Raw genomic sequence first — 12,676 nt, forward strand, 5'->3', positions numbered from 1 at the left:
ATTCACACGTGGCCACCGCCATGGAGCGCCGAGGGCAAGGATCTCTCGACCGCATCGCGGAAAGTCATGGGTCTGGCCGAGTTGGTCTCGTTCCACCACGACATGGCGCAGCGGTTGAGCGGTCACAAGTCCTGATCTAGGCCAACAGCCGACGAAGGTGGGAGCGGGCCCCCGATGCCCGCTCCCACCTTCACTCCCGCACCCCGGGACTCAGCCCGTCGGCGGGACGGCCGCGGCCGTGGAAGGCGCCTTCTCCGGTGTGGACACGCCCGTCGACGGCGGCACCGAAGTGGCCGACGGTGGCGTGGTCGCCGAGGTCGCCGACGGGATCGCCGACAGCGACGGTGGCAGCGGCACGAACGGGAGGCCGGTCCGCTCGTCACAAATGCCGTCGGTGTAGACGATTCGCGGCAGTGGGAAGCGGTTTCGGTTGTCCGAGCGACCGACGCAGGAGGGACGGTAAACGGTGATCGGGATGCCATCCTCGTCGTAGAGGTAGAACTCGTCGATGGCTTTGCCGTCGGCGCCGACCGCGTACACATTGGACAGTGGGCTGCCGTTGTAATACAGGCCGTCGCCCGGGTATCCGCCGCCGTAGTAGGTCGTGCGGCCGCCGTTGTACGACGCCGCCGCCACCGCCAGGGCGAGGCCGCAGCCGACGACGAAAGCGTTGCCTGGCACCGTGACCGCCAGCAGCCTGCGGTCCGTCTTGACCCGACCCGCCGTCCACAGCAGCACACCCGTCGCGATGAGGACCGCCACCGCGAAGACGGGCGCCCGGCTGATCACGGCGAGGAAAGCCAGTGCCAGCACCACGATCCGCAGAACCGTCCACGCGGGACGCAGGGATCGCACATAGTCCATCGCCGCGGGCTGGAGCAGGTTCAGGCCCACCCGGACCGCCCAGCGGTACTCCGGCAGCTCCTCGATGTCCGACCGGCGGACGCGGCCGGTGAAGATGAGCCACGCCGCCAGCGCGAACAGCGGCAGGAAGATGACCACTGCGGCCAACGGGGCCGCCGAGCGTTCTCCCACCCCGGCGATACCGACGATCAGGGCGACCAGCGTCGTGATCGCGAGCGCCCACAAGGCGATCCTGCCCGCGAGCTTGCGCGGGATCGCGGGGGCGGTCTGGCTCGGCGGCGGGTAGCCACCCGTCGCGCGCAGTTCGGCCGCGTAGTCCTCCGGCGTGCCAAGGCGTTCGACGGGGGAACCGTCCTCGCCGAAGACCTCCGTGACGTGCGGCTCGACGTCCTCCATCAGCTCGGTCAGCTCGTCGGCGGGGAGATCGGCCAACGCCGTCCGCACCCGGGCCAGGTACTCGTCGAGCTCCAGGCGAGTGTCGCTGTTCACGCCGCCTTCCCCTTTCGCAGAATCCCGTCCAACGTCTCGGCGAACGCCCGCCAGGCTTGCTCGGTCTCGACCAGCCGGTCGCGGCCCAAGTCGTTGAGTCCGTAGTACTTGCGGTGCGGCCCCTCGTCGCTCGGCACCACGTAGGAACTCAGGTACCCCGCCTTGTACAGCCGCCGCAGCGTTCCGTAGACCGAAGCGTCCCCGACTTCCTCGATGCCGCCGCCCCGCAGTCGCCTGAGGACGTCGTAGCCGTAGCCGTCCTCATCCCGCAGCACGGCGAGCACCGCGAGGTCCAGCACTCCCTTGAGCAGCTGGCTCGTATCCATGCACCCTCCCCGGTATCGCGCTAAGAACACTATTGCGCATTACGCAGTACCGCGCAAGGTGGAAACTGGTGACAGCAACGTTCTACGGTGGAGGCGGCGCACTCAGCGGAGAGGAATGCGCCGATCCAGCTCATCGACACGCCGCCCGAGGAGATCGTCACCAAGCACTACGCGTTCCTCGTGAGCGAAGACGAGTTCGACGTGGTCTTCGGCCGGATCAAAGACCGGAACCTGACCTACTGGGCCGACCCGTTCCACAGCCAGACCGGCGAGATCAACACCAACGACGGCGGCCGTGGCGTCTACTTCGACGACCCCGACGGGCACGCGTTGGAGATCCTCACCCGGCCCTACGGCAGCGGGTCATGAGCGGCGCTGGCACCGCGGGCACGAGAACGACGAGCGGTTCATGAACGGCTCGCGGCGGATCGGGCTGCCACAGCGGGGACACGGCAGGCCCTCCTGCCCGTACGCGGCCAGCGACCGGTCGAAGTAGCCGGACTGGCCGTTCACGTTGACGTACAAGGCATCGAAGGACGTGCCACCCGCGACCAGCGCCTCGGCCATCACGTCGGTGGCGGCGCCGATCAGCTCGCGGGCCTTCGCCGCGGAGAGCCGCTCAGTGGGCCGGGCCCAGTGGACGCGGGCGCGCCAGAGTGCTTCGTCGGCGTAGATGTTGCCGATGCCGGACACCACGGTCTGATCCAGCAGGGCCCGTTTGACCTCGGTGCGCTTGGCGCGCAGCGCGCGGACGGCGGCGTCGAGGTCGAACGCGGGGTCCATCGGGTCGCGGGCGATGTGCGCGACCGGCTCGGGCAGCGTCTCGCCGTCGACAACGACGGTGTCCTCGACGGACAGGCCACCGAACGTGCGCTGGTCGACGAACCGCAGTTCGGGCCCGTCGTCGGCGAAGCGGACACGGACCCGCAGGTGCTTCTCGTCGGGCGCGTCGGCGGACTGGACGAGCATCTGGCCGCTCATGCCGAGGTGGGCGAGGACGGCCTCACCTGAGCTCAGCTCGACCCACAGGTACTTGCCGCGGCGGCGCGCGGCGTCAAGGGAATGTCCCACGAGCCGGGACGCGAAGTCGATCGCGCCCGGGACGTGGCGGCGGATGGCGCGGGGGTGCAGGACGTCGACCGAAGCGATCGTGCGGCCGGTGACGTGGCGTTCCAGACCCCGGCGGACGACCTCGACCTCAGGCAGCTCGGGCACTCAGGACTCGTCGGACCGCTCGGCGTCGATCGACTCGGAAAGCTCGCGCCAAGCCGCTTCCGCGGCCTTCTGCTCGGCTTCCTTCTTGGTGCGCCCGTCGCCGTTGCCGTAGCCCTGGCCGTTGACGACGACGATGGCCGTGAACTCCTTGCGGTGGTCCGGGCCTTCCTCGCGCACCCGGTACTCGGGCACGCCGAGGCCCGCGGACGCGGTGAGCTCCTGCAGGCTCGTCTTCCAGTCCAGCCCGGCTCCGCGAAGCGGCGCTTCGATGAGCAGCGGGTCGAACAGGCGGTGCACGACCTGGCGGGCCGTGTCGATGCCGTGCTGCAGGTAGACCGCGCCGATCACCGCTTCCATGCCGTCGGCGAGGATGCTCGCCTTGTCGCGGCCGCCGGTCAGCTCCTCACCCTTGCCGAGGAGCAGGTGCGCGCCGAGGCCGCCGTCGCCCAGACCGCGGGCGACACCGGCGAGGGCGTGCATGTTGACCACGCTGGCCCGCAGCTTCGCGAGCTGCCCCTCGGGCAGGTCGGGGTGGCGGCGGTACAGGTGGTCGGTGACGACGAGGCCGAGGACCGCGTCGCCGAGGAACTCCAGGCGCTCGTTGGGCGGCAGGCCGCCGTTCTCGTACGCATACGAGCGGTGCGTCAGCGAGAGCACGAGCAGCTCGGCGTCCAAGTGGACGCCGAGCGCGTCGAGCAGCGTTGACGGGTCCGCTGTCGGACCTCGAGACGCCTTAGCCCCCATGGCGTGAACCTACGGTCACGCGGGCTGAACGACCTGGCGACCGTCGTACTGGCCGCAGGTCGGGCAGGCGATGTGCTGCGGCTTCGGGGCCCGGCAAGCCTTGTTCGAGCAGTTCACCAGGTGCACCGCAGTGGTCTTCCACTGCGACCGGCGCGAGCGGGTGTTCGAACGCGACATCTTCCGCTTGGGGACGGCCACGACTGAATCTCCTCTGAGCAAGCTGTGTGAGCAGGACGGACAGTTACAACGACGATACGGACTGTGTTGTCTCAGCCATCATCCTGTTGGAACCGCTCTTGGAGCGCGGCCCATCGAGGATCAATGGTCTCATGCCTATGATTCGGGCCGAGTTCGGCCCACTTGCCACCACAGTCCGTGCACAGCCCGGCACAGTCCGGGCTGCACAGCGGCACGTGCGGCAGTGCCAGGACGACCGCGTCGCGGACGACTGGCTCAAGATCGATGAGGTCGTCGATCAGGCGACTGACCTCGTCTTCGTCGGTGGTCTCGACCGTCGCGCTCAGCGGGTAGGCGAAGAGCTCGGTGATGTCGACCTCGACCTCGTCGGTGATCGGGTCGAGACACCGGGAGCACTCCCCCGCGAGCTGGGCGGAGGCGACCCCGGAGACCAGGACACCCTCCACGACGGACTCCAGCAGGACGTCGAGGTCGACATCGGCGCCCGCGGGCACGGCGATGACGCCTTCGAGCCCGATGGCGTAGTCGGCCTGGGCGGTGCGGTGGACCGGTCGCGAGGATCCGGGTCGCCTTCCCAGCTCACGGGTGTCGATGACCCACGGGCTGGTCAGGACCGGACGGGCCGGGCCTTTGCGCTTCTCGGACATGGTGGACTCGGTCACGCCTTCGTGGATTGGTGGGGCCTACGCGGATGTCCGCGCGGCCAGCTAGAACAGGGTACGCGAGGCGTGGTCAAACCGGAAATCAGCTCAGCCGTGGTAGTCGAAGGGAACGGCGCCGGCGGGGACGCCGTTCATGGCGCCGCGCAGGTGGGTGCGGCCCTTGCCGACGGTGCGCAGGGTGTGGCTGAGGAGGTCTTCGAACTCGGCCAGCTTGGTGTCGACGTAGTCGTCGCACTCGGCGCGCTTGCGGGCGGCCTCGTCGGCGGTGGCGTCGAGGATGCGGGCGGACTCGGCGTGGGCGGCCTGCACGACCTCGGTCTGGGAGACCAGTCGGGCCTGCTCAAAGCGGCCTTCCTCGACCGCGCGCTCGTAGGACTCGCGGCCCGCCTGCAGCATCCGGTCGGCCTCGGACTGGGAGCGGCCGACCAGGCTCTCGTACTCGGCGCGGCCCGCGGCGACGGTGCGGTCGGCTTCGTCCTGGGCCTCGGCGACCAGGCGGTCTGCGTGCGCGGTGGCGTCGGCGATGAGGCGCTCGGCCTGAGCGCGCGCGTCGGCGATGAGCTGCTCGGCCTCGAGGGTGACCTTGCTGCGGGTCTGCTCGGCCTGGTGCTCGGCGCCGCCGATGATCTCGTCCTTGCGGTCGAGCACGTCCTGGGCGTCGTCGATCTCGGCGGGCAGCGCGTCGCGGACCTCGTCGAGCAGTTCGAGGACGTCGCCGCGGGGCACCACGCAGCCCGACGTCATCGGCACACCCCTGGCTTCCTCCAGGATCGTGACCAGCTCGTCGATCGCCTCGAAGACCTTGTACACAGCTCCTCCTCCACCTCCACGCCGCGGGACGTGACGGCTCCCCGTTCGATTCTGCACGCTCCACCGGCTCCGCACGTGGAGATCGAGTGGGCGTGTTCGTTTGTGACCGGGTGGCGGCTTGTGATGATCCGCACCGACCGCGCGGCGGTCAGCTCTCCTGGGCCGCGTTCTCGGCCAGCCGCTTGAGGAGGCGGGTGTGCACGATCTCCGGGAGCAGGTGCGAGACCGCGCCGCCGTAGGTGGCCACTTCCTTGACCAGTGAGCTGGACAGGAAGCTGTTGAGGGGGCTGGTGGGCATGAACATGGTCTCCACGCCGGTCAGGCCCTGGTTCATCTGCGCCATCTGCAGTTCGTAGTCGAAGTCGCTGATGGCGCGCAGGCCCTTCACGATCGCCTGGACGTCGTTCTGGGTGCAGTAGTCCACCAGGAGCCCGTGCCACGAGTCGACGCGGACGTTGGGCAGGTGGGCGGTGGTCTCGGCGAGCATGTCCATCCGCTCCTCGACGGTGAACAGGCCGCGCTTCGACTTGTTGATCATGACGGCGATCACGACCTCGTCGAACAGCGCCGCGGCCCGCTCGATGATGTCGAGGTGGCCGTTGGTGGGCGGGTCGTACGAGCCCGGGCAAACTGCGCGCGTCATGGATTTGGACCGTAGCAGCCGGGAGTCAGTCGGAGTCCGTGTCGACACTCACTTGCGAGGCCCAGTGCAGTTCGGTATCGCCGTAGCGGCGGGACCGCTCCGGCACGAGGGCGGTGGGCCAGTCGGGCGCGCCCGCACGCGTGGACCTCTCGACGATCACCGTGGAGCCGGGGCCGGTCCAGCCGTAGTCGACCAGGGCGTTGAGCATCACGGCGAGTTCGGGGCCCTCGACGGCATAGGGCGGGTCGGCCATGACCAGGTCGTAGGGCTCGTCGGCGCCGGTGGACAGGACCTGGGTGACCCGCCCGGCCCGGATGTCGGCGCCGGGCAGCGCGACGATGGCGGCGTTGCGCTTGAGGACGCCGACGGCGTTGCGGTCGGCCTCCACCATCGTGGCCAGGACCGCCCCACGCGAGAGCGCCTCGAAGCCGAGCGCGCCGGAGCCCGCGTAGAGGTCGAGCACCCGGGCGCCGTGCAGTCCGATTCCCGCTTCCAACGCGCTGAAGAGGGCCTCGCGCACCCGGTCCGAGGTCGGCCTGGTGCCCTTTGGCGGCACCGCGAGCCGCCTGCCCCCGGCGGCGCCCGCCACGATCCTGGTCACCCGCATATGGTGCCTGACCAGCCCGCACGGACCGCGCGCCGGGGTGAGGCGGAGCACATCCGCCATCAGGTCGATTCAGGCTCGACCCAAAGCGCGTAATCTCGCTCTTCCTGTCGGAAACAACCTGGGAGCGCTGCGTGTCGGAAACCTCTGTGAGAGAGGCCGAGATCGCGGTCGAGCAGAAGCATGTCGACGTCGTCTACGCGCGCGTCGACGAGATGCGCGGCGAGGCCGAGGCGATGCGCAACCGCGGCGACGCGCTTGCCCACGGAGCACGCAACGAGGCGGTCTTCGAGCAAGCCGCCATGCTCTTCGAACGCGATGTCATGGTTCGCCACGCGAACCAGATCCTGCGCACCCTCGACGCGGAACACGAAGGGCTGGTCTTCGGGCGGCTCGACGACACCGCGGGCGAGACGATGTACGTCGGCCGCCTCGGGGTCCGCGACGTCGAGTTCGACAACCTGGTCACCGACTGGCGCGCCCCCGCGGCGGCGCCGTTCTACCAGGCCACCGCCGAGCAGCCGATGGACATCATCCGGCGCCGGGTGATCCGCTCCTCCGGACAGACCGTGGTCGACATCGACGACGACCTGCTCATGCCGGAGCGGCACCTGGAGAGCATGGCCGTGGTCGGCGAGGGCGCGCTGATGGCGAGCCTGACCCGCGCGCGCGGCGAGAACATGCGCGACATCGTCGCGACCATCCAGAAGGAGCAGGACGAGGCGATCCGGGCGCCGTGGCGCGGAGTCACCGAGATCACCGGCGGCCCCGGCACCGGCAAGACCGCGGTGGCGCTGCACCGCGTGGCGTACCTGCTCTACCGCGACCGCAGGCGGATGGGCGGCACGGGCGTGCTCGTGGTCGGCCCGTCGCCCGCGTTCACCTCCTACATCTCCCGGGTCCTGCCCTCCATGGGCGAGGACAACGTCGAGCTGCGCTCGCTGTCGGACCTGCTCGACGGCGTCAAGGCGGTCCGGGTCGACCCGGCGCCGGTGGCGGCGGTCAAGGGGTCGCTGCGGATGCGCCGGGTGCTCAAGCGGGCCATCCGCGAAGCCCCCGCGGACGCGCCCACCGAGCTGCGGATCATGTACCGCGGCGAGGTGCTCAAGCTCGACGCGCGAGAGCTCGACGCCGTTCGCAACAACGTCCACAATGGACGTCGCCCGCCGAACCAGGCGCGCGTCGACGCCGCCGAGGCGCTGCTGGAAGCCTTGTGGCGCAAGGCGGACTCGTACACCGACTTCGCCGTGAAGCGGGCCGACCTGATCACCGAGATCGGCGAGCGGATCGACTTCCACCGCTTCGTCGTCGTGTGGTGGCAGCTGCTGACCCCGGCGGAGGTGCTGCGCTCGCTGAGCGACCGCCGCCGGCTGTCGCGGATCGCGGGGCGCGGCCTCACCCGGTCCGAAGTGGACATGCTGGCCGACTCCTGGGCCGACCCGAGCGGCCCGTCGGTCGCCGACGTCGCCCTGCTCGACGAGCTGCGGATGCTGCTGGGCAAGCCGCCCAAGCGCCGCAGGCGCAAGACCGACACCTCCGCCGCGGAACTGAAGACGTGGTCGGAACGGCAGAGCGGGCCGGGTTATCACCGGCCCGACGACTACGACGAGTACTCCCACATCGTCGTCGACGAGGCGCAGGACCTCTCCCCGATGCAGTGGCGGATGGTCGGCAGGCGCGGGAAGTACGCGAGCTGGACTGTTGTCGGCGACCCGGTGCAGAGCTCCTGGCCGGACCCGGCGGAGGCGCGGCAGGCGCAGGACGGCGCGTTCGGCGGTCCCCGGACCGTGCGTCGGCAGTTCGCGCTGCGCACCAACTACCGCAACTCTGCGGAGATCTTCGACCTCGCGGGCAAGGTCGTCCGCGACGTCTCGACCCCCGAGCAGCTGCCGCACGCGGTGCGCAGCACCGGAATCGAACCCTCGGTCCGGGTCTGCTCGTTCGACCAGCTGACGGAGTTCGCGGTCACGGCGGCGAAGGAGCTGCTCGGCACGGTCGACGGCACGGTCGGGGTGATCACCGCGACCAGCCGGGTCGACTCGACCCGGTCGGCGATCGAGCGGCTCAACGACGAACGGCTGCGGGTGGTCGACGGTTTGGAGTCCAAGGGTTTGGAGTACGACGCGGTCGTGCTGATCGAGCCCGCGGAGTTGGTCACGGAGTCGACCACGGGACCACGAACTTTGTATGTCGCCCTCACTCGGGCGACTCAGCGCCTTACGGTAGTGACCACCGACCAAAACTGGCCGGACAGCTAAAGGGAGCAGCGTGCCGGAGCCCGACCCGAGCCGACCAGCAGGTCAGTGCGCCGACCTGCTCAGGCTCATGGACGCGGGCAAGCTGCGCGAGGCCGCGGCCAGGGCCAGGCTGCTCACCAGGTTCAGCGATGATCCGTATGAGCGGACCCAGGCACACCTGTTCCTCCTCGGCGCGCAACTCACGCTGGGACAGGCGGGCACCTCGGAGTTCACCCGGGTCCTGGCCGAGGCCGACGAAGCGGTCAAACAGTTCCCGGAACCCGCCTTCGTCGGCGAGTTCCACGCCCTGGCGGGCGGTGCGGCCTTCGCGGTGGGCCAGATCGAAGACGCGATGCTGCACACCGTCGACGGAATGCGGGCCACCGCTCAGGCAAGGCCCAGCGTCACGACCGCGTTGGCCTGGTACGACCTGGCCTGGACGGCGGGCGAACTCGGCATGACCGACGAGGTCGACCTGGCCCTGCGCCACGCCCACGACACGGGCAGGCAATGGGGCCTGCACTACGAGGACGCCCCGATGCGGCTGATCACCGCCGTGTCCGCGGACCACAGGGGCGACACCGACCAGTGCGCCTCGATGCTGGCGGACCTGTCCGCCGACGGCCGCAGGCTGGCCGCAGGCGACCTCGACGGCGTCGCCATGGCCGACCGGGCCTACCTGGCGTACGCCACCGCGCGGTACACCGTCCTGGGTGGCGACCCCGGCGTCGACCCGCGGCGGCTGATGCCCGCGGAGGCGGACCAGGCGAGCAACCCGTACCGCATCCTGACCCGGGTGTGCCTGGCGATCACCGCGGGCCGCCCGACCGACGTGCTACCGGCGTTGGACGCGACCGTGCCGGTGAACCTGGTGCACGAGGTGGAGATCCTTCGGCTGCGTTCCCTGGCGTTGAGCTCGGCCGGTGACATGACCGGCGCCCTGGCCGCTGAGCGGCAGGCGATCCGACGATTCACCGAGCCGTGGCAGAACCTCCGCAGACTGGCTGCCCACGCCGCGCGATTCCGTGCGGACCACGCGGTCCTCTCGGAGTACGCGGCGGCCGCCCTGACCGATCCCCTGACGGGGCTGCCGAACCGCAGGCACCTGGAGGAACGGCTCGAGGAGATCAGCGGCACGCGGGAACGGGCGATCGTCGGCCTGATGGACCTGGACAACTTCAAGGACGTCAACACCCACCACGGCCACCTGGCAGGCGACGCCGTACTGGCCCGAATCGCGTCGGTCGTCGCGTCTTCCCTGCGGGAGGGCGACTTCCTGGCGCGCTACGGCGGAGACGAGTTCGTCGCCGTCCTCACGGAGACCTCGCTGAGCGCCGCCCACGAGGTCGGCGACCGGGTGACCGCCGCCCTGGCCCGCGAGAACTGGGATGAACTGGCGCTGGGGGCGCCGGTGGGGATCAGCATCGGCTGGGCGGAACTGACCGAACACGGCCCCGACGCGGCACTGGCAGCGGCGGACCGAGCGATGTACGCCCGCAAGGGCACCCGCGACTACTAATTAGCCCCCTGCCAACCGCGAGTCGCCCCGCCCGGCAAGTGAGTCGCCCCGCCCGGCTACATGAATGTCGAATTCACTGGCCGGGCGGGGTTACTCGGTTGCCTGGAGGGGCGACTCGCGGGTGTCAGGTCAGGACCACCAGCAGATCTCCGCCCTCGACCTGTTGGACCTTGCCAATGGCGAGCCGCGAAACCTTGCCTGCCTTGGAGGCGGTGATGGCAGCCTCCATCTTCATCGCCTCGATGGTCGCCACAGTCGCGCCTGCCTCGACCTCGTCGCCCTCGCTGACCGACAGCGTGACGACGCCGGCGAAGGGAGCGGCGACGTGGTTGGGGTTCGTCTTGTCGGCCTTCTCCGCCACCGGCAGATCCGACGCGATCGCCCGGTCCCGGACCTGGATCGGCCGCAGCTGCCCGTTGAGCGTGGCCATCACGGTCCGCATGCCGCGCTCGTCCGGGTCGGCGACCGCTTCCAGCTCGATCAGCAGGGTCACACCCTTGCCGATGCCGACCGCGTACTCCTTGCCCTGTTCCAGGCCGAAGAAGAAGTCCTTGCTGGCCAGCACACTCGTGTCGCCGAACTGGTCCCGGTGCGCCAGGTATTCCTTCGTCGGCCCCGGGAACAGCAGCCGGTTGAGCGTCGCCCGCCGGTCCGACGCCAGGCCCTCGCGGTCGGCCTCGGTCAGGTCCGCGACGCCCTTCGGGGCGGCTCGGCCCTTCAAGGCCTTGCTGCGGAAGGGTTCCGGCCAGCCACCGGCCGGGTCGCCGAGTTCGCCGTGCAGGAAGCCCACGACCGAGTCGGGAATGTCGAAGCTGCCCGGCTCTGACTCGAACTGCTTCGGGTCCACGCCCGCGCCGACGAGGTGCAGTGCCAGGTCGCCGACGACCTTCGACGACGGCGTCACCTTGACCAGCCTGCCGAGCATCCGGTCGGCCGCGGCGTACATCGTCTCGATGTCCTCGAAGCGGTCGCCCAGACCCAACGCCACCGCCTGCGTGCGCAGGTTCGACAGCTGCCCGCCGGGGATCTCGTGGTGGTACACGCGGCCGGTCGGCGACGGGAGACCCGCCTCGAACGGTCGGTACACGCGCCGCACGATCTCCCAGTACGGCTCGAGGTCCGACACCGCCTGCAGCGACAGTCCGGTTTCCCGCTCGCTGTGGTCGGTCGCGGCGACGATGGCCGAGAGGGACGGCTGCGAGGTGGTGCCCGACATCGACGCGACGGCACCGTCGACAGCGTCCACACCGGACTGGATGGCGGCGAGGTACGTCGCCAGCTGGCCACCCGCGGTGTCGTGCGTGTGGAGGTGGACCGGGAGGTCGAACTCCTTGCGCAGCGCGGTGATCAGGCGGGCCGCGGCGGGCGGGCGCAGCAGGCCCGCCATGTCCTTGACCGCCAGCACATGGGCGCCCGCGCCGACGATCTGCTCCGCCAGCTTGAGGTAGTAGTCCAATGTGTACAGCTGCTCGGCCGGGTCGCTCAGGTCCGCCGTGTAGCACAGGGCCACCTCGGCGACCGCGGACCCGGTCTCGCGCACGGCCTCGATCGCCGGGCGCATCTGCTCGACGTCGTTGAGGGCGTCGAAGATCCGGAAGATGTCTATACCGGTCTTCGTGGCCTCCTCGACGAACGCGGAGGTCACCTCCGTCGGGTACGGCGTGTACCCCACGGTGTTGCGCCCGCGCAGCAGCATCTGCAGACAGATGTTCGGCACGGCCTCACGCAGCGCCGCCAGGCGCTCCCACGGGTCCTCGGCCAGGAACCGCAGCGCGACGTCGTAGGTCGCGCCGCCCCAACACTCCAGCGACAGCAGCTCCGGGGTCATCCGCGCGACGTGCGGGGCGACCGCGAGCAGGTCCTTGGTGCGCACCCGGGTCGCGAGCAGCGACTGGTGGGCGTCGCGGAACGTGGTGTCGGTGACGCCGACGTTCCTCGACTCGCGCATCCAGCGGGCGAAGCCCTCCGGACCCAGCTCGACGAGCTTCTGCTTGGAGCCCGCGGGCGGCTCGGCGTTGAGGTCGATCTCCGGCAGCTTGGTGCGCGGCTCGATCACCTTCGGCCGCTCGCCATGCGGCTTGTTGACCGTCACGTCGGCGAGGTAGGTCAGCAGGCGGGTGCCGCGGTCGGCCGAGTGCCGCGCGGTGAGCAGGTGCGGGCGCTGCTCGATGAACGACGTCGTCACCCGGCCCGCCACGAAGTCCTCATCGTCGAGGACGGCCTGCAGGAACGGGATGTTCGTGGCCACGCCGCGGATGCGGAACTCCGCCACCGCGCGCTTGGCCCGGCGCACCGCGGCGTCGAAGTCGCGGCCGCGGCAGGTGAGCTTGACCAGCATCGAGTCGAAGTGCGCGCTGACCTCGGC

The 12,676-nt window shown here is 70.0% G+C and carries 12 protein-coding genes and 1 pseudogene; 3 read left to right on the forward strand and 10 right to left on the reverse strand.

Annotated features, from left to right (window positions below):
• Nucleotides 1-210: 210 nt before the first annotated feature.
• Both ACRDSQ_RS17760 and ACRDSQ_RS17765 read right to left on the reverse strand, forming a co-directional pair.
• Nucleotides 211-1,353 (reverse strand): DUF1700 domain-containing protein, encoded by a 1,143-nt coding sequence (locus ACRDSQ_RS17760; RefSeq protein WP_431422580.1) that lies wholly within the window; start codon nucleotides 1,351-1,353, stop codon nucleotides 211-213.
• Nucleotides 1,350-1,679, reverse strand: coding sequence for a PadR family transcriptional regulator (locus ACRDSQ_RS17765; protein ID WP_431422582.1), 330 nt, complete (start codon nucleotides 1,677-1,679; stop codon nucleotides 1,350-1,352). The genes ACRDSQ_RS17760 and ACRDSQ_RS17765 overlap by 4 nt, the downstream gene beginning before the upstream one ends.
• A gap of 147 nt (nucleotides 1,680-1,826) precedes the next feature.
• On the opposite strand from ACRDSQ_RS17765, the pseudogene ACRDSQ_RS17770 reads away from it, so the two are divergent.
• A pseudogene (locus tag ACRDSQ_RS17770) lies at nucleotides 1,827-2,048 on the forward strand (VOC family protein); the annotation flags it as partial.
• Here the strand turns inward: ACRDSQ_RS17770 and mutM are convergent.
• From mutM to rsmD, 7 genes are all read right to left on the reverse strand, one after another.
• Nucleotides 2,043-2,894, reverse strand: coding sequence for a bifunctional DNA-formamidopyrimidine glycosylase/DNA-(apurinic or apyrimidinic site) lyase (gene mutM / locus ACRDSQ_RS17775; protein ID WP_431422584.1), 852 nt, complete (start codon nucleotides 2,892-2,894; stop codon nucleotides 2,043-2,045). The pseudogene ACRDSQ_RS17770 and the gene mutM overlap by 6 nt on opposite strands.
• Complete coding sequence (gene rnc / locus ACRDSQ_RS17780) at nucleotides 2,895-3,638, reverse strand: ribonuclease III (RefSeq protein WP_431422586.1); 744 nt, start codon at nucleotides 3,636-3,638, stop codon at nucleotides 2,895-2,897.
• A gap of 15 nt (nucleotides 3,639-3,653) precedes the next feature.
• Nucleotides 3,654-3,836: a 50S ribosomal protein L32 gene (rpmF, locus tag ACRDSQ_RS17785; RefSeq protein WP_091370894.1), complete on the reverse strand. Its 183-nt coding sequence runs from the start codon at nucleotides 3,834-3,836 to the stop codon at nucleotides 3,654-3,656.
• A gap of 71 nt (nucleotides 3,837-3,907) precedes the next feature.
• Nucleotides 3,908-4,483, reverse strand: a complete 576-nt coding sequence (locus ACRDSQ_RS17790; RefSeq protein ID WP_431422596.1) for a YceD family protein — start codon at nucleotides 4,481-4,483, stop codon at nucleotides 3,908-3,910.
• Nucleotides 4,484-4,585: 102 nt separating this feature from the next.
• Nucleotides 4,586-5,308: a DivIVA domain-containing protein gene (locus ACRDSQ_RS17795; protein ID WP_431422587.1), complete on the reverse strand. Its 723-nt coding sequence runs from the start codon at nucleotides 5,306-5,308 to the stop codon at nucleotides 4,586-4,588.
• 148 nt (nucleotides 5,309-5,456) lie between these two features.
• Entirely contained in the window at nucleotides 5,457-5,951 is a 495-nt protein-coding gene (coaD, locus tag ACRDSQ_RS17800; protein ID WP_431422588.1) for a pantetheine-phosphate adenylyltransferase, read from the reverse strand.
• Nucleotides 5,952-5,976: 25 nt separating this feature from the next.
• Nucleotides 5,977-6,552 carry a 16S rRNA (guanine(966)-N(2))-methyltransferase RsmD gene (gene rsmD / locus ACRDSQ_RS17805; protein ID WP_431422590.1) on the reverse strand — a complete coding sequence of 192 codons (576 nt, stop codon included), beginning with the start codon at nucleotides 6,550-6,552 and terminating at the stop codon, nucleotides 5,977-5,979.
• A 137-nt stretch (nucleotides 6,553-6,689) separates the two neighbouring features.
• Here rsmD and ACRDSQ_RS17810 point away from each other — a divergent pair, with 137 nt between their 5' ends.
• Both ACRDSQ_RS17810 and ACRDSQ_RS17815 read left to right on the forward strand, forming a co-directional pair.
• Nucleotides 6,690-8,813 (forward strand): HelD family protein, encoded by a 2,124-nt coding sequence (locus tag ACRDSQ_RS17810; protein ID WP_431422592.1) that lies wholly within the window; start codon nucleotides 6,690-6,692, stop codon nucleotides 8,811-8,813.
• A 10-nt stretch (nucleotides 8,814-8,823) separates the two neighbouring features.
• Entirely contained in the window at nucleotides 8,824-10,311 is a 1,488-nt protein-coding gene (locus ACRDSQ_RS17815) for a diguanylate cyclase domain-containing protein (RefSeq protein WP_431422593.1), read from the forward strand.
• A gap of 124 nt (nucleotides 10,312-10,435) precedes the next feature.
• On the opposite strand, the gene ACRDSQ_RS17820 is transcribed toward ACRDSQ_RS17815, so the two are convergent.
• Nucleotides 10,436-12,676: pyruvate carboxylase (locus ACRDSQ_RS17820; protein ID WP_431422595.1), on the reverse strand; the 2,241-nt coding region annotated here is incomplete at its 5' end.

This window comes from Actinokineospora sp. (genome assembly GCF_050699995.1).
Lineage (GTDB): Bacteria > Actinomycetota > Actinomycetes > Mycobacteriales > Pseudonocardiaceae > Actinokineospora.

Excerpts from the sequence above, each read along its gene's own strand:
- rnc (WP_431422586.1), bottom strand. The coding sequence starts at position 3,638 with ATGGGGGCTAAGGCGTCTCGAGGTCCGACAGCGGACCCGTCAACGCTG.
- coaD (WP_431422588.1), bottom strand. The coding sequence starts at position 5,951 with ATGACGCGCGCAGTTTGCCCGGGCTCGTACGACCCGCCCACCAACGGC.
- ACRDSQ_RS17765 (WP_431422582.1), bottom strand. The coding sequence starts at position 1,679 with ATGGATACGAGCCAGCTGCTCAAGGGAGTGCTGGACCTCGCGGTGCTC.
- ACRDSQ_RS17790 (WP_431422596.1), bottom strand. The coding sequence starts at position 4,483 with ATGTCCGAGAAGCGCAAAGGCCCGGCCCGTCCGGTCCTGACCAGCCCG.